The following is a 20,616-nucleotide window of genomic DNA, read 5'->3' as shown; positions in this document are numbered from 1 at the left end:
GAGGTGGAAGCCGCGATCCGTGCCACGGGCCTGGCTCGCGATGTGGTCGTGATCGGTCACCGCGGCGCCCCGGACGCACCCCTGGCCCTGGCCGCGTACCTCGTCACCGACACCGACACCGACACTGACACTGATGCCGGTGCCGAGGTGCGCGACGCTCTGGCCGACCGGCTGCCGGGCTATATGATTCCCGCGTCATTCACCCGCATCGACGCGATCCCGCTGACTCGCAACGGGAAGCTGGATCCAGCCGCGCTACCGCGACCGAGCCCAGGAAAGACGGTAAGCGCACCACTCGGCAGAGGCCTGGAGACGGAGATCGCCGCGGTATGGACGGAGGTGCTTGGACGGGACGACATCGGCCCCGACGACAACTTCTTCGAAATCGGCGGCACCTCGCTCACCCTCATCCAACTGCGGTCGCAACTCGCCACTCACTCGGCTGAACCGCTCGGCATCGGCGACCTCTTCGCTGCAACGACCGTTCGCGCGCAAGCGGCGCGGATACGCCGCACCGCCCAGGCGACACTCGTCCTGCGCCGCACCGTATTGAACCGCGGCGGTGGCGGCTCCACGTCAACAGTCGCCGTCTCGAGCCGGTGGGAGCCGAAGGATACGGTCGCCTCGGCATACGCGTTCGTCCTGGCCCTTGAATCGACGACAGACGATATGCCTCGACAGGTTCTGCTGTGGCTCGCCGCGGGGCTCGTCGCCCTCGACGTCCCGGCTGCCGGACCGCACGAGACGAGGATCAACGCGCTCGAGCGCGCGCTGCTCGACGCGCGAACACTCGACGTGGGAAGTCGGATCCGATTCGAGGGAGCAGGCAGCCTGCCGGCTCTGCGCCTGCCCCCGGCGGGTGGCGCACCGGACCCGGTGCTCCTCGACGAGATCGACATTTTCCTCGTCCTCGAAACCACCGCCGGAGTCACGAACGCGCGGGTCGACGGATCGCGCGGCCGACCGCCGCGTGCCTCCGGGCTCCTGCGCCGGTTCGCACTGCTGCTCGATCGGCTGGCCGGAGCTCGAACGATATTGCCGGCGGGCGCGCCCCAGACCACCGAAACAACCCCAGCTGGAGGCGAGTGACCGATGACGACCACCGATGAAAACGACGTGACGATCCCCACCGGACAGAGCCCGGACGAGGGCTCGGTCGCGCCCGTTCCGGCCGTCACACAGGCTGCGGCCGCGTCGACGCGAATGCACGTGACCAGCGACGAGACCGCGCATGCCGTCGACCTGATCCTCGCCCGTGCTCGCGAACGCCTGCTCACCGATCCGCCGCTGGGCGGGACAACGAAGGATTCGGACCTACTCGAGTTCGCCTCCGGCGCTCTGACGGAGCAGGGCATCGGCGTGCAGGCGGCCCTCGGGATCTTCGCGGACGTGCTGAGCCCCGCCTGCGTGGCCGCCGATCATCCGGGATACCTCTCCTTCATCCCCGCCGCTCCGACGAAAACCGCGACGGCGTTCGACATGCTCGTCTCCGCGAGCGCCGTCTTCGGCGGGTTCTGGCGGGTGGGTTCCGGCGCGATCTTCGCCGAGAACCAAGTGCTCGACTGGCTCGCCCGCGAGTTCGGCCTCCCACCGGGCGCGGGCGGAACTTTTGTGCAGGGCGGCACCCAAGGGAACCTGTCCGCCCTCGTCGCGGCGCGGGAGAGCGCGCGTCGATCCCGAGCGCGGCTGGGCCTTTCGGCACCGGCTCGCTGGGCCATCATCGCAAGCGCCGATGCGCATTCCTCGGTCCGCTCGGTCGCCCGCATAATGGACGTCGACGTCGTCCCGGTCAGGCCATCCTCGACTGGAGCGTTGGAGGCCGGCTCGGTGCGGGAGGCACTGGACTCCACTGATGTGACGGTCTTCGCTGTCGTCGCAACGGCGGGTTCGACGAACTTCGGCACCGTTGATGACATCGCATCGATCGCCGCCCTCAAGGACGAATACACGTTCTGGCTGCACGTCGACGGCGCCTACGGTCTCGCGGGGATGCTCTCGCCCGTCGGCCGCCCCCTGTTCGCCGGCGTCGAACGCGCAGACTCCCTGATCGTCGACCCACACAAGTGGCTGTTCGCTCCGTTCGATGCGTGTGCCCTGATCTACCGCGATCCGGAGGAGGGGCGCCGAGCCCACACGCAACGTGCGGAGTACCTTGACGCCGTCACCCAAACCGCCGATTGGAGTGCCGCCGACTATGCCGTGCACCTCACGCGGCGCGCACGCGGGCTGCCGCTCTGGTTCTCCCTGGCAACCCACGGCGCCGGAGCCTACCGGGACGCGGTGACGGCCTGCATCGAACTGGCCCGAGAAATCGCCGACGAGATCAACTTGCGGCCACACCTACGACTCGTCCGCGACCCGCAGCTCTCGATAGTCGTTTTCGAGCGGATCGGCTGGACGCAAGACGACTACGACTCTTGGGCGGCGCTCCAACTGTCAACGGGTCGCGCCCTCGTCACACCGAGCTCGCACAACTCGGTACCGAACCTTCGGCTCGCGATCATCAACCCGCTCACCACCCGCGAGCTTCTCCTGGAACTTCTCGATTCGATGAGCTGACCGCTCAGATCGGCGCCACAGAGATCGGTCATAGACTCGAAGGTGTCGCACCCGTTCGACGCCCACCCCGATTGGGGGCGATCCGGTCCTCGACCTGGCCAGGGTTACGGCCGCCTCATCGAGCAGACGGTCAGATCTGGACAGCATCCGGGCCGGGTGTGAACTCAAATACAGATGGAGTGAAGAAGTGGCAGATTCAACGTTCGACATCGTCAGCAAGGTCGACCCCATGGAGATCGACAACGCGCTCAACCAGGCTCACAAAGAGGTGGCTCAGCGCTACGACTTCAAGAACGTCGGCGCATCCATCGAGATGAGCGGCGAGAAGGTGATGATGAAGGCGAACACCGAGGAGCGCGTCAAGGCGATCCTCGAGGTGTTCGAGTCCAAGCTGATCAAGCGGGGCATTTCGCTGCGCAGCCTCGACGCCGGCGACCCGTACCCCTCGGGCAAGGAATACCGCATCGAAGCCAGCATGAAGGCCGGCATCGACCAGGAGAATGCGAAGAAGATCAACAAGATCATCCGCGACGAGGGACCCAAGGGCGTCAAGAGCCAGATCCAGGGTGACGAACTCCGCGTCTCCTCCAAGAGCCGCGACGACCTGCAGTCCACCATGGCCCTGCTCAAGGGCAAGGACCTCGACGTGGCCCTCCAGTTCGTCAACTTCCGCTAACCCCACTCCCGCGAACTGTGAGCTAAGCCCCAGAATCCCGCGGGATTTGGGGCTTTTCTCACAGGTCGCGGGATGTTGAGGGGGCGTATGCGCGAAGCCAGCGGGTGAGGGACGCGTAGGCCGCCTTGCGGGCGGGTTCTGCGGAGAGGACCACGTCGTGCAGGGCCCCCTCGATGCGCGAAATCGTGACGGTGGAGCCCAGTCGCACCGCCGCGCGGGCGATCTCGTCCACCACCAGCACGCTGTCTGAGGATCGCATCTGCTCACTCCAGCGCGGCAGGATGGTCGAGCGCTTCGAGAGCAGCACCAACACCGGGGCGTCTATGTCGAGGCCGGCGGCCACGGTGGCGTGCCCCTCGAGCACCGCGTTCAGCCAGGCCTGATGCGCCGGGAACCCGCGCTGTGGGCGCCACTGCGGCGCGTAGTCCCACTCGCCACCGAGTGCGTGGGAAACCGACCGACTGTAGAACCCCAAGTCGACCTGGGGAAGCGTGCCCAGCGGCTGCACGCGGGCACCCAGCTGGACGAGGGGCGCGAGGAACGCGCGGCCCACCCCGCCGGCCTGGAACTCAAGCCACGGACTGTTCAGCACCAGAGCGGATGCGCGGCCGGAATGCCGGGCCGCCCACAGGCTGAGGGTGAGGCCGCCGGTGGAATGCCCCATCAGCAGCAGGCGGCGCCGGGACGGCCGGTCGGCATCCGCACCGTGCCCCATCACGGCCAGTGCCGCTTCGATGTCGGCGTCGTAGGTCGCCAGGTCAGCCACGTAGCCGGGTGTCTGGTAGTCCCGCAGGCTGCGCCCATACTTGCGCAGGTCGAGGGCGTAGAAACGAGCGCCGGCGGCCTGCCAATACTCGGCCAGGCCGGTCTGGAAGAAGTAGTCCGACCATCCGTGCACGTAGAGCACATCGGTGCCGCGCGCCGGAGCGAACGGCGACACCAGGTCGCCGAGCGGTGGCCGGTGGCGCACGAGTGTGGCGACGACATCACCTTCGCCGTCGGTGCCCAGCGGCAGCGTCAACTGCTGGAAGCCGCCACCGAGCAGATCCTCCTGCCACACGGACTCCCCCATGACCCCACCCTAGATCGCGAACTGTGAGTAAAGCCCCAGAATCTCGCGAGATTTGGGGCTTTTCTCACAGTTCGCGAGAGGGGGGTCTAGAGCTCTACGGGCACCTGGGCGCGGGAGATCTCCACCATGTCACGCCTCGGCACGACCTTGACACGAACCCGGCCCTGCTCGGCACCCAGAGCAAGCTCATGGGCATCCAGCCGGTGCCAGCCGTCGAGGTTGGTGTAGGCCACACCACGGCTCTCCAGCAGCTCGAGAACGCTGTCCTCGGCGGGCGACTCGGGCCGCCACCAGTTGCCCACATCGTTGATCAGGTGCCGCACGGTCTCCATCGCGTCGGACTTGGTGTGCCCGATCAGGCCCACCGGTCCGCGCTTGATCCAGCCGGTGGCGTAGACGCCGTACATCTGCTGGCTGGCGGTGCTGGACTCGAAGCCGGGCTCGCCCTTCCAGAGCACCTGCCCCTCGCGGTTGGGGATCACACCGCGCTTCTTGTCGAACGGGATGCCGGGCAGCGGGGAGCCGTAGTAGCCGACGGCCCGGTAGATGGCCTGGATGGGCACCTCGCGGATCTCGCCGGTTCCCACCACGCCGCCGTGGCCATCCGGTGCGGTGCGCTCGTACTTGAAGCCGCCGACGTGGCCGTTACCGTCGTCGGTGACCTCCACCGGGCGGGCGAAGAAGTGCAGGTGCAGGCGGCGGGAGGCCGTTCCGGTCTCGCGCTTCCGCCACTGGTTGAGCACCTTGTCGATCACGAAGACCTGCTTGTTGCTGGCCACCGCGGCGCGGGCGGCGTCGTCGTAGTCGAAGTCCTCGTCGTGCACGATGATGTCCACGTCGTTGAGCTCGCCGAGTTCGCGCAGCTCGAGCGGGGTGAACTTCACCGAGGTGGGTCCGCGGCGACCGAACACATGCACATCCGTCACCGGGGAGGCCTTGAGGCCCTCGTACACATTGGCCGGGATCTCGGTGGGCAGCAGGTCGTCTGCGTGCTTGGCGAGCATCCGGGAGACGTCGAGGGCGACGTTGCCGTTGCCGATCACGGCGACGGAGGTGGCCGTCAGCGGCCAGGTGCGCGGCACGTCGGGGTGGCCGTCGAACCAGCTCACGAACCGGGCGGCGCCGTACGAGCCCTCCAGTTCGATGCCGGGGATGGCCAGGTCGGCGTCGTGCACAGCGCCGGTGGCGAAGATGACCGCGTTGTAGTGCTTCTTGAGGTCGTCGAGAGTGATGTCGGTACCGAAGCGCACGTTGCCGAACAGGCGAATGTCGCCGCGGTCGAGCACGTCCCGCAGCGCGTTGATGATGCCCTTGATACGCGGGTGGTCTGGGGCCACTCCGTAACGCACGAGTCCGTACGGGGCCGGGAGGTGGTCGAACAGGTCGATCGACACCTCGAAGTTCCGTTCGGCCTTGAGGAGGATGTCTGCGGCGTAGATGCCGGCGGGGCCCGCACCGACGATGGCCAATCGCAACTTGGTCATGGAAGCCTTTCTAGCTGGATCGCTCGACGATGGTCTCGGCGAAGCGGGTGAGCGCCTTCTTGACCGAGCCGTCCGGCAACGGCGCAAGGGCGGCAACGGCATCACGGGCCCAACCATGGGCCTCCGCGAGGGTCTGGGTGGTCACATCGTGCTCGCGGAGCGCCGTGATGGCGTCATCGGCGGCCGCGGTCGCCACGCCGGCGCTGCTCATCACATCGGCCTCGAGGCGGGCGGCGAGGTCGGCGGCACGCGCATCCGTTGCCGCACGCTCGCGCAGGCGCAGAAGCGGCAGGGTGGCGACGCCGGCGCGCAGGTCGGTGCCAGGCACCTTGCCGGTCTCCTGGGGCTGCGGCGAGAGGTCGAGCACGTCGTCGATGAGCTGGAACGCGACACCGATCCGCTCGCCGAACTGCACCACGGGTTCCTCGAACTCCGCTGGCGCGTTGGAGAAGATGATGCCGGCCTGTGCGGCGGCGGCGATCAGGGAACCGGTCTTGTCGGCGAGCACCTGGATGTAGTGCTCGATCGGGTCTTCGCCGTCCTTGGGTCCGACGGTCTCGTGCAGCTGGCCGAGGACCAGGCGCTCGAAGGTGTCGCCCTGCAGGCGCACGGCGCGTTCGCCGAGCCGGCCCATCAGCTGGTTGGCGCGGGAGAAGAGCAGGTCGCCGGCGAGGATGGCGATCGAGTTGCCCCAGACCACCTGGGCGCTGGGCACGCCGCGGCGCTTCTCGGCGTCGTCCATGACGTCGTCGTGGTACAGCGAGGCAAGGTGCGTGATCTCGATCGCTGCGGCGGCGCGGATGACGTCGGGAATGGTGCCGTCGCCGAGGTGCGAGGTGAGCAGGGCGAGCATCGGGCGCACCCGCTTGCCGCCGGCGTCGAGCAGGTACCGGCTGGTCACCGAGGCGATCTCGTCGGCGAAGACGAGTTCTCCCAACAGGGTCGACGTCACCTTGTCCAGGCCGGTGTCGATGCTGGCGGCCAGACCGCGGTCGGCGGAGGTGGAGAAGATGCGATCGCTCAGGCCCAGCTGCGACGTTACCGACGGGCTCCGGCGGGCCACGGGGGCGGTCAATTTCACTCTGTCAGCCTAACGATCGGATCTGGGAGTTTCAGGAGGTTGTTTCTGGGGCATGCGCGGTCTTGATTCCGCGGTGCAGAGCCACGATACCGAGACTGAGGTTGCGGTAGGCCACGGCGTCGTAGCCGGCGTCGCGCAGCCAGGCGCTGAGGGTGGGCTGGTTCGGCCACGCGGCGATGGACTCGCCCAGGTAGTCGTACGCCTCGGCGTTGGAGGAGGCAAGCTTGACGATGCGCGGCATCACGTGGTTGAGGTAGGCGAAGTAGCCCACCCGGATGGGCGTGAACGGCGGGGTGGAGAACTCGCAGATGACCACGCGGCCGCCTGGCTTGGTCACCCGGTAGAACTCGGCGATGGCCTTCTTGGGCTCTACGACGTTGCGCAGGCCGAAGGAGATGGTGACGGCGTCGAACTCGCCGTCCGCGAACGGCAGCGCTGTGGCATCCGCCTGCACGAACTCGACGTTGGGGTTATCTGCGTGCCGTTCGCGGCCCACCTTGATCATGCCCTCGGAGAAATCGGCGGCCACGACGTGTGCGCCGGTGTGCGCCAGCGCCACGCTGGAGGTGCCGGTGCCTGCCGCGATGTCGAGGATGCGCTCGCCCGGCTGCGGGTTGACGGCACGGGTCGTCGCGATGCGCCACAGGGACGCGTTGCCCACGGACAGCAGCGCGTTGGTGCGGTCGTAATGCGTCGAGACCAGATCGAACATGGCTGCGACCTGTGCCGGCTGCTTATTAAGATCTGCTCTACTCACCGGTCCAGTCTAGATTGCGCAGGGCGCGGGGCCGGGTATCCGTGGGCGCGGGCGTAGGGTAGACGAGTGAATGCGCCTGCTCTAACGGTTGAAACCTCCCCGATTGCCGACATTCGCCAACTGATCCTGCTGCTCGATGCGCGCAAGCCGCTGCTCTGGATGCGCCGCAACCAGGGCCTCGCCGGCATCGGCACGGCGCTCCGCCTTGAGTTCTCCGGGCCCACCCGCATGACGGATGCCGCGAGCGCGTGGCGCGAGGTCGTCGCGGCCGCCACCGTGACCGACCCGCTACAACGCACGGGTACCGGCCTGTTGGCCTTCGGCACGTTCGCCTTCGACGACTCCTCCAGCCAGACCAGCGTGCTGATCGTGCCAGAGCTGATCGTGGGCCGCGAGGACGGCCAGTGCTGGGTGACCCGGGTCTGGCCCACCGGACAGGCCGCCCCCGAGATCCCGCTGGCGTTGCATCCGCTGGGCGACGAGTACCGCATTTCGCTGCTGCCCGGAGCGCTCGAGCCGGCCGGCTACCGGGAGGCCGTGTCCGCCGCCGTGGCCCGGATCGGCGCTCAGGACCTGAGCAAGGTGGTGCTGGCCCGCGACCTCGTCGGCCGGCTGCCCGCGGAGAGCGACCTGCGCCGGCTGTTGAGCGAACTGGCTCTGGGCTACTCCGATTGCTGGACCTACGCCGTCGACGGACTCGTCGGTTCCAGCCCGGAGACGCTCATTCGCGCCGACCACAACGAGGTCAACGCCCGGGTACTCGCCGGCACCATCTCCCGCGGGGCGGATGCGGCAGCCGACCTCGAAGCGGCGCTCGCCCTGGCCACCTCGAGCAAAGACGGTGACGAGCACGAGTTCGCCGTGCAGAGCGTGCTGGCGGCGCTCCGCCCTCACACCTCGGTGCTCACCACCAGTGAGATCCCGTTCACGGTGAAGCTGCCGAACCTGTGGCACCTGGCCACCGACCTCGAGGGCACCCTGAGCGACGGGTCCACCTCGCTCGACCTCATCGCGGCGATGCACCCGACCGCGGCGGTGGCCGGCACGCCCACGCAGGACGCGCTCGCGCTCATCCGCGAGCTGGAACCATTCGACCGCGGTCGCTACGCCGGGCCGGTGGGCTGGGTGGGCGCGGACGGGGACGGAGAGTGGGCCATTGCGCTCCGCTGCGCGCAGGTCTCCCCCACGGGCGACGTCACCGCGTACGCCGGCTGCGGCATCGTGCTGGACTCCGATCCCGACCGGGAACTGGCCGAGACGAAGATGAAGTTCCGCCCCATCGTCGAGGCGTTCGCCTAACCCACGGTCTCAAACTGTGCCCGCTCCGGACGACTGCGTCCGGCACGCCGGGCGCACTTGTCCGTCTGGGCAACAGTTGGCGGATGCGTGCGCGCGGCCGGGCGACGGGGCGGCTATCCGGGCAGGCTGTTGGCCTGGGTCACGATCAGGACGATCACGATCACGTCGATCACAATGTTGGTCAGTACGGCCATGATCGAGAGGATCAGGCCGGTCAGCCCCAGTTCGGGCCGGTTCGAGCGCCGCTTGGCCAGGAGCCCGAGGACCACGCCGGGCACGCCGAGGATCAGTCCGAGAACGGGCAGCCAGCCGCCGAGGAACGCGACGACCCCGACGATCATTGCCCACAGGGCTAGCTTGTCGGCGGGAACACGCGGCACCCTGGCCGGGGCGGGAGCGGCCGGAGTGCGCCGGGCTGGAGTGGGCTTGCCGGTCATGCTGAACTCCTGAGGGCCGGTCCGGCACGTCTTGACGGAACAACGCAACGGTACCAAACCCGCCGTGGTGGCGCGCCGCGCGGTCGCCGGGGAACAACTGTGCCCGTTTCGGACAATTGCGCCCGGCGTACCGGGCGCAATTGTCCGCACGGGCAACAGTTGCCGACGCGACTGGTGGCGGGGGCGGGCTGCCGGGCGGACGGGTCAGCGGGCCAGGTAGGCTCGCCAGCCGCCGGTGGCGGTGATGTCGGCGGCGGTCTCCGTGGCGATCGGCTCGCAGAGAAACCCCTCGACCTGGCTGCCGTCGGCCAGGAGCAGCCGGCCGATGGCCATGGGTTGCGGCAGAGCCGCCACGAACCGGCCGAACTCCGCCGCTCCCAGCGCCCAGAGCTCGACCTCGATCGGCGCGCCCGCTCCCGCGGCCACCCGCACGAGTCCGGGCTTGGGCGGCACTGTGTCGAGGGCGAAGAGCCGGTAGTCCGCCGCGGTGGTGGTGGTCTCGAGCAGCCGGCCTTCGAGCGCGGTGAGCTGGTGGTTGAGCGGCTGGCCGGAGAGGTGCGCGCCGGCCACGGCCAGCACGATCTCGTCGGGCTGTGTCTCCGCCGCGCTGCCAGGCTGCTCGGTCGCGGCCGGCACGACCGGCTTCGCGGCGGGCAACTCGGTCGCGGCCGGCACGGCCGGTGCTGCGGCCGGCACCTGGGTCGCGAGCGGTGCGGCCGACGCGGCGGCGGGCCGCCCGGTCTGGCCGGCGGGCAGGATGCGCCGGGCCAGGCCGGCCAGGCGGGCATCCGTGAACGCCGGGCCCACCAGCTGCACGCCGAAGTGGGTCTCGCCCACCATGCCGCCCGGCACAGCGATCGCGGCCAGGTCGAGCAGGTTGGCGAAGTTGGTGAACCGGCCGAGCCTGCTGTTCACCGCGAGGGGTTCCGCGGCCACCTCAGCCAGGGTGGGGTGCTCCACCGTGGTCGGCAGCAGCAGCGCGTCGATGCCGGCGAAGACCTGCCGGCTTCCGGCACGTTCCACGTCGAGGGCCTCCAGATCGCTGAACAGGCGGTGCGCAGGCACGTCGCGCGCGCCGGCCACGATGGCGCCCACGACAGGGTCGACCTCGTCGGGGTGTGCCTCCACGAAGGCGCCGACGGCGGCGTAGCGCTCGGCCACGAACGCGCCCTCGTAGAGCATCCGGGCGGTGGCCAGGAACGGTTCGATGTCGATCTCGACAAGCTCGGCGCCGCCGGCCCGCAGCCGGGCCACGACGGCATCGAAGGCCTCGGCCCAGCCGGGGGCGAGCGTGCCCAGCTGGCCGGCCCGTGGCACGCCGATGCGTGCAGCGACACCTGCGGTGGACGGCCCGGCCGGCGCCGTGCGCGACAGCGGGTCGCGCGGGTCGAAGCCGGCCATCACCCCGGCCACGGTTTCGGCGAGGTCCAGGTCGCCGGCCAGCACGGTCACGCAGTCCAGCGACCGGCAGGCCGGCACCACGCCCGCGGCCGAGACCAGGCCACGGGTGGGCTTGATACCCACCAGGCCGTGGAAGGCGGCCGGTACCCGGCCGGAGCCGGCGGTGTCGGTGCCAAGGGCGAAATCCACCAGACCGAGCGCCACGGCCACGGCCGAGCCGCTGCTCGAGCCGCCGGAGATGTACTCGGGCCTGAACGCGTGCCGCACCGCGCCGTACGGGCTGCGGGTGCCCACCAGGCCGGTGGCGAACTGGTCGAGGTTGGTGGCACCCAGGCACACCGCCCCGGCGGAACGGAGCCGGGCGACCACCGTCGCATCCGTCTCGGCCACCTGGCCATAAGCCGGGCAGGCCGCTGTGGTGACCAGACCCCGGATGTCGATGTTGCCCTTGGCCGCGAAGAGCAGCCCCGCCAGGGGAAGGTCGGCGCCGGCTCCCAGCAGGCGCTCAACCTCCGCGGCCTCGGCACGGACCTCGGCCTCCGGCCGCAGCTCGATCCACACCTCGGGCCGGTCGGCGGCGGCGATCCGGGCATATGCGGCCGTCACGGCCGCCGTCGCCGTGACCGATCCGCGTGTGTCCATGGTGCTCATGCTGCCTCTTCCCGTTCGACGATCACCAGGACCGAGCCGGGTGCGACGCTGTCACCGGCGGCCGCCAGCATGCTCACCACCCGCCCGTTGAAGGGTGCCACGACGTGGGCCTCCATTTTCATGGCCTCGAGCGACACCAGGGTCTGCCCGGCCGCGACCGAGTCCCCCTCGGCCACGTCGAGCCTGAACACGCTGGCCGTGAACGGCGCCTCGACGCCTTCGCAGCCCTCGGGCACCAACACCGTGCCGGCGGCCAGCACCGGGGCGAGCGCCGCGGTGTCGTCCCTGTCGAACTCGCCGGACTCCTCCCAGGCGTGCCGCTCGGCCGCGAATGCCTCGCCCTGTTGGGCACGGAACTCGGCGATCGAGTCGGCGTTCTTCGCCAGGAAGGCCTCGTACTCCTTCATCGAGAACTCGCCCTCCTCGATGCGGATCGGCAGCCGGCCGGCCTTCATCTCTGCGCGCATCTCCAGCAGGTCCTCTGGCAGCACCGGATACCAGCTGATGCGGTCGAAGAACTTGAGCAGCCACGGCACGCCGGCGGCGAAAGGTCCGCGCTGCGCGTGGGTGGACCAGATCGGCACGGTCCGGCCCACGAACTGGTAGCCGCCGGGGCCCTCCATGCCGTAGATGCAGAGGTAGGCGCCGCCGATGCCCACCGCGTTCTGCGGTGTCCAGGTGCGCGCCGGGTTGTACTTGGTGGTCACCAGGCGGTGCCTCGGGTCCAGCGGCGTGGCCACGGGGGCGCCCAGGTACACATCGCCCAGGCCCAGCACCAGGTATTCGGCCTCGTAGACCGTGCGCATCACGTCGTCCACCGAGGCGACGCCGTTGATCCGGCGGATGAACTCGATGTTCCACGGGCACCACGGGGCGTCGTCGCGCACCCCGGACATGTACCTCTCGATGGCCTCCCGGGTGGCCGGGTCGTCCCACGACAGCGGCAGCGACACCGTGCGGCTGGGCACGGTGAGTTCGCTCGTGGCGGGCAGGCCCTCCTCGATGGCGGCCACGATGTCGAGCAGCTCCGGCAGCGGCAGCAGGTCGGGGTCCACGTGCACCTGCAGTGAGCGGATGCCGGGGGTCAGGTCGATGATGCCGGGCAGCTCACCGTCGTCCCAGCGCTGTTGCAGCACGGCGGCGAGCGCGTGCACCCGCATCCGTGAGGCCAGGTCCAGCACCATCTCGCCGTACTCCACGAGCAGGTTGGCGTCGCCGCTGCGGCGGAAGGTCATGGCCGGGCTGGTCGCCGTGGCGGGGAGGCTCCGCAGGACGCCGCCGTCCACGGTCGGCGCGCGTCCCGCGGTGACGGCCAGGGTGGGGTCCAGTCTCAGGGCGTATGCCTGCCGGTCGTCGACCGGCACGAACTCCACGGTGTCGCCGGGGCGCAGCTGGCCGAGCTTCCAGAGCTGGCCGCTGGGCACCGTGGCGGGGCAGGTGAACCCGCCCAGGCTCGGTCCGTCCGGGCCGAGCAGAATCGGCAGGTCGCCGGTGTAGTCCACAGCGCCCACGGCGTACGGGGTGTCATGGATGTTCGACGGGTGTAGTCCGGCCTCGCCGCCGTCGTTGCGCGCCCATTCCGGTTTCGGGCCGACCAGGCGCACGCCGGTGCGGGCGGAGTTGAAGTGCACCGCCCAGCGGGTGCTGTGGAACACCGCGATGTCGGCCTCGGTGAAGAACTCCGGGGCGGCGTGCGGACCCTCCAGCGCCGCGATGCGCCACTGGGAGGTGAAGACCGGGCGCTCACGCACGGCCACCTCCCGGGGCGCGGCCACGGGCATCCGCTCGGCGAGCGCGATGATGTCGCCGGTGCGGAGAGCCCGGCCGGCGGCGCCGCCCATCTCGCCCAGGTCGAAGGTGGCGGCGCTGCCGAGCACCAGCGGCACATCCAGGCCGCCGGCCACGAGCAGGTAGCTGCGCATGCCGATGCTGGGGGTGCCGATGCTGAGCAGAGCGCCGGCCGGCACCGTCACCGGTGTCCACTGGGCCGTCTCGGTGCCGTCCACGGTGAGCGGGGTTGGCGCGCCGGTGAGCATCACCGTGGCCTCGGTGTGGAAGCGCAGGGTGGGGCCCTGCATGGTGATCTCCAGGCCCGCCTCCCCTTCGGCGTTGCCGAGGGCGGTGTTGCCGAGCCGGAACGACAGGTCGTCCATCGGCCCCGACGGCGGGATGCCGACGGCCCAGTAGCCGGTGCGGCCGGGCCAGTCCTGGATGGTGCAGAGCAGGCCGGACTTGACGACCTCGAACCGGCCGCTGGTGTTGCGGATGCCGGCCAGGGTGTCGGTGGAGTGCCGGGCGGCCCGCACGTCGGGGTCGGCGGCGATCGACCGGAGCAGCCCGAGGTTGGTGGCGACCCCGTCCACGCGCACGTCGGCGAGGGTGTCGGCGAGGGCCTGCCAGGCGGCCTCGCGGCTGTCACCGTGGGTGATCACCTTGCTCAGCAGCGGGTCGTAGTGGGTGCTCACCTCGGCGCCGGCCTCGAGCCAGGAGTCGATGCGGGCGCTCTCGGGGTGGATCACCCGGGTGATGGTGCCGGCGCTGGGCAGGTTGCCCAGGTCGGTGTTCTCGGCGTAGACGCGGGCCTCCACCGCGAACCCTTCTGCGACCAGCGGGGTATGCACGACGGCCGTGTCGCCGAGCGCGAGGCGCAGCATCCACTCGACCAGGTCGATGCCGTAGACGGCCTCGGTGACCGGGTGCTCCACCTGCAGGCGGGTGTTCACCTCGAGAAAGGCGGCTTCCTGCCGCACCGGGTCGTAGATGTACTCCACGGTGCCGGCCGAGCGGTACCGCACGGATGCGCAGAGCCGCCGGGCGGCCTCGGCGATGCCGTCCCGCACGTTTGCGGGCAGATCGGGGGCGGGCGCCTCTTCGACGACCTTCTGGTTGCGGCGCTGCAGGCTGCAGTCGCGGTCGCCGATGCTCACGACAGAACCGAGGCCGTCGCCGAAGACCTGCACCTCCACGTGCCGGGCGCCCACCACGAGGCGTTCCAGGAACACCCCGGCGGAGGAGAAGCTGGCCCCGGCGAGGCGGGTGACGTTCTCCCAGGAACCGGCGAGGTCGGCTGCGCTGTGACAGGCCTGCATGCCGATGCCGCCGCCGCCGGCGGTGGCCTTGAGCATCACCGGGTAGCCGATCTCCTCGGCCGCGGCGAGCGCGTGGTCGAGGCTGTCGAGCAGGCCGGTGCCGGCCAGCAGCGGCACCCCGGCGGCGGTGGCGGCGTCGCGGGCGGTGTGCTTGGTGCCGAACAGCTCGAGCTGCTCTGCGGTGGGCCCAACGAAGACGATCCCGGCGGCCTGGCAGGCGCGGGCGAAGTCGGCGTTCTCGGAAAGGAACCCGTAGCCGGGGTGGATGGCGCCGGCGCCGGTCTCCAGGGCGGCGGCGATGATCAGGTCCCCGCGCAGGTAGCTCTCGGCGGCCGGCGACGGACCGAGCAGCACGGCGGTGTCGGCCAGGTGCACATGGGCGGCGCCGCGGTCGGCCTCTGAGTACACGGCCACGGTCCTCAGGCCCATGGCGCGGGCGGTGCGGATGATCCGCACCGCGATCTCGCCGCGGTTGGCGATCAGGACGGTGTCGAAGGCGCTCATGCCCGGGCTCCGGCGCTGATGATCATCTCGGCCCGGCTCGGGTTGAAGCCGTTGCACGGGTTGTTGATCTGCGGGCAGTTGGAGACCAGCACCAGGGTGTCGGCCTCGGCGCGGAGCGACACCGACAGGCCGGGCGCCGAGATGCCGTCCACGATGCCGAGGGCGCCATCCGGGTCGACGGGCACGTTCATGAACCAGTTGATGTTGGAGACCAGGTCGCGTTTGCCCAGGCCGCGGCGGGAGCCCTCGGCCAGGAAGTTCTCCACGCAGGCGTGCTGGGCCCAGGTGTGCAGGCCGTAGCGGAGGGTGTTGGATTCCTTGGAGCAGGCGCCGCCGAGGGTGTCGTGCCGGCCGCAGTCGTCGGCGATGATCGTGAGCAGCGGGGTCGACTCGTTGTCGCGCAGCACGCTGCCCACGCTGAGGTAGACGCTGTCCTGCTCCTGCAGGGTGGCCTGGGCGCTGTAGGCCCTGGCGGTGTCGTCGGCCGCGTAGGCGAGGAAGTCCACGGCCTGGTTGCCGTCGAGGTCGACGATGGTGAGCACCTGGCCGGCCTTCAGCACGGCGGACCAGGGCGCGCGGGCGGCGACGGTCTCGCGGGAGAGTTCGGTGCCGAAGTCCATGGCGGTCGGGGCGGTGGCGGTGGTCGCGGTCATTTCAGTCCCCTTGCGGTGAGGTAGTCGGCGGTGTTCACGAAGGCACGGCGGCCCTCGGGGCTGAGGCTCCAGAGCGCGTCGTCAGGCGCTGTCGGTGCATCCGCCCAGGCGAGCACCTCGAGGGGGGTCGAGGCGTAGTCGGCGCGGTCGTCGAGCGGATGCGCCGTGTTGGCGATGAGCACGATCACGGGCAGCTCGGCGCGCAGGGTCACGCTGGCCCCGGCGCCGGCGCCGCCGGTGAAGCCGGGCCGGCCGTCGGCGTCGACCGTGACGCCCTGAAAGTACGAGACGCTCGGCGGCAGGTCGCGCCGGCTGAGGCCGTTCTTCGCCCCGGCGAGGGCGAACAGTTCCCGGCCGGCCGGCGTGGGTCCCTGGGCGGAGCCGTCGCCGTACCTGGCGGCGTTGCGCGTTGCGGTGCTGGTGCCGAAGATCGTGTCGTGCCGGCCGGAGCTGTCGGCCACGACGGTGGCGAGCACCCGGCCCTGATCGGAGAGCAACAGCTGGCCGGCTGCCGGGTAGACCTGCCACTGCACCTTCACGGTGTCGGCCACGTTCAGCCGTTCGAACGGCTGGTCGGCGTTGAAGAGCAGCACGTGGGCGCAGGCGTCACCGGCCAGGTCGGTGAGCCGCAGCGTGGTGCCGCGGGCGAGCACCTTGTGCGTGTACCCGCCGCCGGCCACGGTCTCGGCCCAGACCAGCCGGTCGGCGGCGACGCCGGCCGGTGCGGGCCAGGCAGAGGCCGGACGGACGGGCGCGGCCTCGACGATGGTGCCCTCCTGGGCCCTGGCGTGCGCCCGGGCACCGGCGGTGGTCGACGTGGTCGACGGTGCGGTTTCTGCTGTCACGGTGGCTTCTCCCTATCCGGTGACCCGGTTTTCGATCACTTGATAGAAACTAAACCGCGGTGTCGCGTCGCCACCGTGTCCCCCGCGTTAACAGCGTGTTACGGGGCATCCTGGGCGGCGCACCCTCCTACCCGCGCGAGAGGTCACCGAGCCCACACCGGCGCCGGACGAGTTAACACGACCGTTGCAATCCGGAAAGACCACCGTGACAGTGGGCGGGCTGAATTGGGTTTATCGATCGGTTGACCGAAATCCAAGCCAGCGCCACGTCAGGAGCACAATGATCGTCATCGGGGTGGGCATCAGTGTCCTCATCGTCCTCATCGTCGGAATCGTCGTCGCCCGCAAGGTGGACGGTGACAGCGCGAACTACCTCGTCGCCGGCCGAAGCCTCGGCGTCCCCCTCGTGGCTGTGTCGCTGATGGCCGCGGCCGTCGACAGCAACGCCACGGTCGGCAACACCGACCTCACCTCCGGCTACGGGTTCTGGGCGGGCGCGTCGCTGGCGATCGGACTGGCGGTCTGCCTGCTGATCTCCGGGCTGTTCCTGGCCAAGCCGATGAACAAGCTCGGGCTCTACACGCTGGCCGACTTCTTCCGCCGCCGCTACGGCCGGGTCGTCGAGGTCGGCTCCTCGGTGATCATGATCTTCTCGTTCACCATCCTGCTGGCCGGCAACCTCGTCGCCGTCGGCTTCCTGCTCGAACGCTTCGCCGGCATCTCCTACGTCTGGGGCATCATCCTGTCGGTGTCCCTGGTGCTCGCGTACACGCTGGCCGGCGGCCTGTTCTCGGATGCCTACACGGCGGCCATCCAGACCGTCATCACGGTGGTGGCCTCGATCGCCCTGCTCGGCTGGGTGGTCATCAACTTCGGCATCATCGTGCCGGCCGGCATGGGCCCGTTCGACATGGGCCAGCTCACCGACCCCGCCCAGGGCGCCCCGGTCAACTGGGCCACGCTCATCTCACTGGGCATCGGCGACCTCGTCGCCATCGACTTCATGCAGCGCATCTTCGCCGCGAAGTCGCCCCAGGTGGCCCAGAAGTCCTGCTTCTACGCGGCCGGCGGCACGTTCGTGATCGGCATCATCTACGCCCTTGTCGCCCTCACCACCACCGCCGCGCTCGGCCTCTCCTCCGCGGACGGCCCGATCCTGTTCACCCTGCTGGGCGACTACGCGCCGCCGCTTCTGGCAGTGCTGGTGCTCTCCGGCATCGTGGCGGCCTCGTTCTCCACCGCGGCCGGCGCCATCCTGGCCACCTCGGCCATCGCGGTGCGCAACATCTTCGGCGTGCGCCGCATCGTCTCCGGCGGCACCGACCCGCTGCTGCGCTGGACGCGGGTGGCGATGGTGCCGATCGTCGTGATCGGCGTGCTGCTGGCGATCCGGGTCAGCCAGACCGGCATCCTGCTCACCTTCGCGTTCGACCTGATGCTGGCCTGCCTGGCCGCGCCGCTCGTGCTGGGCCTGTTCTGGAAGCGGCCCGGCGCGAGCGCCGTGATCGTCGGTGCCCTGCTCGGCTTCACGGTGCGGATCACCCTGCTGGCGCTCACCCCCACCATGTACGGCGTGCCGAACGACCTGTTCTACGTGCCGAACACCCTGATCACGGCGGATCTCGACGGTTGGACCACGATGATCTCCGCCGTGGTGGGCATCGGCTCGTTCGTGCTCGTGGCGTTCCTGCGCCCCCGTCCCCCGCACGAGCAGGACCTCGAGCTGCAGGTGGCCCAGGAGCTCGAGTCCGAGCAGGCCGCCCTCCTCCTCTCGCGAACTGTGAGTTAAGCCCCTAAAACTAGCGTTTTGAGGGGCTTTTCTCACGGTTCGCGGATGGTGCGGGGCCAGCGGACCTAGCGGGCGAGCGGCACTTCCAGGATCGTCGGCTCGGCCACCGGGGCCGTGAGGGCGCTTTCCAGGGTGCTTCGGGTGGCGGCTCTGGTGTACGACCAGCCGTAGGCGGCGGCCAGGGCCTCCAGGTTCACCCGGTGCGGGGTGAAGAGCACCCGGTCCACGGCGGTGGGCGCGGCGGTCGCCGCCACCTCGAGGCCGTCGAAGATGGTTCCGCCGCCGTCGTTGCCGACCACCACCTGCAGCCGCGGCCGGGTTTCGCCGGGCGCGATCAGGAGCGACCCGGCGTCGTGCAGCAGGGTGACGTCGCCGACGAGCAGGCGGGTGGTGCCGGTCGACCTGGGCTGCGGGCCGGCCTGACTGGCCAGCGCGATACCCACCGCCGTGGCGATGGTGCCGTCGATGCCGGCCAGGCCCCGGTTGGCGTGCACGGGGATCTTCTTGCCGGTCACCCGGGTGTCCAGTTCACGGATCAGCCTGGACGCGCCGAGCACCAGGCGGTCGTGCGGCCAGGACGCGCGCCAGAGCGCGTCGGCGAGGATAGCCCGGGTGACCGGGGCCTTCATCGCGGCGAACTCGGCGCGGGTCATGCCGTGGGCGCCGAAGGGCGGGGCGTCGAGCTGGGTGTCCTCTGCCAGGATGTTCCGGCTCGCCATCACCCAGCGGCCCGCCCAGGCGCGGGCCTCGCGGCTGCCCGCAACCTCGATCGCCTCATCGGTGACGGCGACGGCGCGGGCGAACCTGGCCACCCGGTGTCCGGGGTTGTACCACTCGAGGCCGGCAGGGGCCACGACGATGGTCTCCACGTCCGCCCGCTGCACGAGCGCCGGGATCTCCCGGCTGAGGGTGGGGTGACCGAAGACGATCACACGCTGCACCTGGCCGCCGAAATCGGCGTCCCCGAGCAGGTCGCGGTACGCCACGACCAGGTTCGGGCCGAACCTGGCACCGCTGGACACCTCGGCGATCAGCGGCCAGCCGGCGCTGCGGGCCAGTTCTTCCGCGGCCGGGCCGGCTCCGGCTCCGGCCACGACGACGGTGCGAGGACCGGACGACACCACCAGCGGCGGGGCTGCGTCGCCGGCGGTCGGGGACGCATCCGGCCGGCCCTGCCTGGCCGAATCGGCCGCAACGGCAAGGTCGGCGACCGCGCCGTCAGCGGCGAGGTCGACGGCCGCGGAGAGCGGCTCGCGAAAGGCCAGGTTCAGCTGCACGGGGCCGGGGTTGGCGGTCTGCGTGCCCATCGCCGCCCGGTAGGCCAGCTCCGCCAGGGTCACAGCGGCGTCGGCCTCCCCTGCGGATCCGTCCGGGGCGCTCACGTCCTGGCAGAGACGCACGGCGCCGGCGAACATGCCCGGCTGCACAGTGGTCTGGTTCGAACGGATGCCCCGCAGCTCGGCGGGCCGGTCGGCGGTGAGCAGGATCATGGGCACCACGGAGTGATGGGCCTCGAGCACTGCAGGGTGCAGGTTGGCCACGGCGGTGCCTGAGGTGCAGGCCACGAGCGCGGGGCGGCCGGTCTCGATGGCGAGGCCGAGGGCGAGAAAACCCGCGCCGCGTTCGTCGATGCGCACGTGCAGGCGGAGCAGGCCGAGGCGCTCGAATTCGGCGGCGGCCAGGGCCAGCGCCTGAGACCTCGACCCCGGGCTGAGCACGATGTCCTGCACGCCGAGTCGCACGAACTCGGCCAGCAACGCCACGCTGAAATCGGTGGCGGGACTGCCGCTCGGGGCGACCTGGCGCCACAGAACCGCGTCAGGCTGGGTGGTCGATCCGGTGTCCTGGGTGGTTTCAGGCATCCCGTCGGCCCGGCTGGTCGCCCTCACCGGGTTCGGTCTTATTGGGGTCTACTCCCGCGGTGCCGGGCCGGGACGAGTCATCTGCCGGGGGGTCCATCTTGTCGAAGTCGGCCAGTTCCTGCTCCAGGTCGCGGATGCGCCGCTCCTGGTCCTTGGCGCGATCCAGGCCGCGCAGGAAGTCCGGGTCGTCATCCGGAGCCATCGACCGGGTGACCCGGCCGCCGGTGCTCGCGGCGCTGGTGCGCCGGCCGCGACCGATCAGCAACCAGAGCACCGGACCGATCACGGGGAGCAGGATGATCACCAGGATCCACGCCCACCGGGGAATTCCGCGGATGCGATTGCGGTCGAATACCGCGCAATCCACCGCCGCATAGACAGTGAGAATGACAACGACGACTCCGAGGCCGAACAACAGGCGGAACATGCTGCCAATTGTAGGCCGGTCAGCCGAGAG

The 20,616-nt window shown here is 70.2% G+C and carries 16 protein-coding genes; 5 read left to right on the top strand and 11 right to left on the bottom strand.

Annotation, left to right across the window (positions count from 1 at the left end; all coding sequences use genetic code 11):
• From K2F54_RS17585 to K2F54_RS17575, 3 genes are all read left to right on the top strand, one after another.
• Positions 1-1,089 (top strand): phosphopantetheine-binding protein (locus K2F54_RS17585; protein ID WP_220607153.1); only part of this gene is annotated, 1,089 nt, incomplete at its 5' end.
• A 114-nt stretch (positions 1,090-1,203) separates the two neighbouring features.
• On the top strand, positions 1,204-2,559 hold the full coding sequence (locus K2F54_RS17580) for a pyridoxal phosphate-dependent decarboxylase family protein (protein WP_255577272.1): 1,356 nt from the start codon (positions 1,204-1,206) through the stop codon (positions 2,557-2,559).
• A gap of 187 nt (positions 2,560-2,746) precedes the next feature.
• The gene (locus tag K2F54_RS17575) at positions 2,747-3,235 is read left to right on the top strand and encodes a YajQ family cyclic di-GMP-binding protein (protein WP_220607151.1); all 489 of its coding nucleotides are present in this window, start codon (positions 2,747-2,749) and stop codon (positions 3,233-3,235) included.
• 58 nt (positions 3,236-3,293) lie between these two features.
• Here the strand turns inward: K2F54_RS17575 and K2F54_RS17570 are convergent, their stop codons facing one another.
• The 4 genes from K2F54_RS17570 to K2F54_RS17555 form a co-directional block, all read right to left on the bottom strand.
• On the bottom strand, positions 3,294-4,307 hold the full coding sequence (locus K2F54_RS17570; protein WP_220607150.1) for an alpha/beta hydrolase: 1,014 nt from the start codon (positions 4,305-4,307) through the stop codon (positions 3,294-3,296).
• Between the two features lie 86 nt (positions 4,308-4,393).
• Positions 4,394-5,791: an FAD-dependent oxidoreductase gene (locus K2F54_RS17565; RefSeq protein WP_220607149.1), complete on the bottom strand. Its 1,398-nt coding sequence runs from the start codon at positions 5,789-5,791 to the stop codon at positions 4,394-4,396.
• Between the two features lie 10 nt (positions 5,792-5,801).
• Positions 5,802-6,872, bottom strand: a complete 1,071-nt coding sequence (locus tag K2F54_RS17560) for a polyprenyl synthetase family protein (protein WP_220607148.1) — start codon at positions 6,870-6,872, stop codon at positions 5,802-5,804.
• A 31-nt stretch (positions 6,873-6,903) separates the two neighbouring features.
• On the bottom strand, positions 6,904-7,629 hold the full coding sequence (locus K2F54_RS17555; RefSeq protein WP_308287730.1) for a class I SAM-dependent methyltransferase: 726 nt from the start codon (positions 7,627-7,629) through the stop codon (positions 6,904-6,906).
• A gap of 66 nt (positions 7,630-7,695) precedes the next feature.
• Here K2F54_RS17555 and K2F54_RS17550 point away from each other — a divergent pair, with 66 nt between their 5' ends.
• Entirely contained in the window at positions 7,696-8,928 is a 1,233-nt protein-coding gene (locus K2F54_RS17550) for an isochorismate synthase (protein WP_308287729.1), read from the top strand.
• A 113-nt stretch (positions 8,929-9,041) separates the two neighbouring features.
• On the opposite strand, the gene K2F54_RS17545 is transcribed toward K2F54_RS17550, so the two are convergent.
• The 5 genes from K2F54_RS17545 to K2F54_RS17525 all read right to left on the bottom strand — a co-directional run bounded on the left by K2F54_RS17545 (position 9,042) and on the right by K2F54_RS17525 (position 16,508).
• On the bottom strand, positions 9,042-9,365 hold the full coding sequence (locus K2F54_RS17545) for a hypothetical protein (protein ID WP_220607147.1): 324 nt from the start codon (positions 9,363-9,365) through the stop codon (positions 9,042-9,044).
• Between the two features lie 204 nt (positions 9,366-9,569).
• Positions 9,570-11,417: an allophanate hydrolase gene (atzF, locus tag K2F54_RS17540; RefSeq protein WP_220607146.1), complete on the bottom strand. Its 1,848-nt coding sequence runs from the start codon at positions 11,415-11,417 to the stop codon at positions 9,570-9,572.
• Positions 11,414-15,010, bottom strand: coding sequence for an urea carboxylase (uca, locus tag K2F54_RS17535; protein WP_220607145.1), 3,597 nt, complete (start codon positions 15,008-15,010; stop codon positions 11,414-11,416). The genes atzF and uca overlap by 4 nt, the downstream gene beginning before the upstream one ends.
• Positions 15,007-15,663 carry an urea amidolyase associated protein UAAP2 gene (locus tag K2F54_RS17530; RefSeq protein WP_220607144.1) on the bottom strand — a complete coding sequence of 219 codons (657 nt, stop codon included), beginning with the start codon at positions 15,661-15,663 and terminating at the stop codon, positions 15,007-15,009. The genes uca and K2F54_RS17530 overlap by 4 nt, the downstream gene beginning before the upstream one ends.
• Positions 15,660-16,508, bottom strand: coding sequence for an urea amidolyase associated protein UAAP1 (locus tag K2F54_RS17525; RefSeq protein ID WP_220607143.1), 849 nt, complete (start codon positions 16,506-16,508; stop codon positions 15,660-15,662). Before K2F54_RS17525 ends, K2F54_RS17530 begins: the two co-directional genes overlap by 4 nt.
• A 280-nt stretch (positions 16,509-16,788) precedes the next feature.
• On the opposite strand from K2F54_RS17525, the gene K2F54_RS17520 reads away from it, so the two are divergent.
• Entirely contained in the window at positions 16,789-18,297 is a 1,509-nt protein-coding gene (locus K2F54_RS17520; RefSeq protein WP_220607142.1) for a high affinity choline transporter 1, read from the top strand.
• Between the two features lie 65 nt (positions 18,298-18,362).
• Here the strand turns inward: K2F54_RS17520 and menD are convergent, their stop codons facing one another.
• Both menD and K2F54_RS17510 read right to left on the bottom strand, forming a co-directional pair.
• Positions 18,363-20,159, bottom strand: coding sequence for a 2-succinyl-5-enolpyruvyl-6-hydroxy-3-cyclohexene-1-carboxylic-acid synthase (gene menD / locus K2F54_RS17515; protein WP_220607141.1), 1,797 nt, complete (start codon positions 20,157-20,159; stop codon positions 18,363-18,365).
• A complete protein-coding gene (locus K2F54_RS17510) occupies positions 20,152-20,586 on the bottom strand; it encodes a PLD nuclease N-terminal domain-containing protein (protein ID WP_220607140.1) in 435 nt (144 codons plus the stop codon). Before K2F54_RS17510 ends, menD begins: the two co-directional genes overlap by 8 nt.
• Positions 20,587-20,616: the final 30 nt, after the last annotated feature.

This window comes from Cryobacterium inferilacus (assembly GCF_019599185.1).
GTDB lineage: Bacteria > Actinomycetota > Actinomycetes > Actinomycetales > Microbacteriaceae > Cryobacterium > Cryobacterium inferilacus.
The sequence above is the reverse complement of the archived record's forward strand: the minus strand, read 5'-3'. Positions and strand labels throughout refer to the sequence as shown.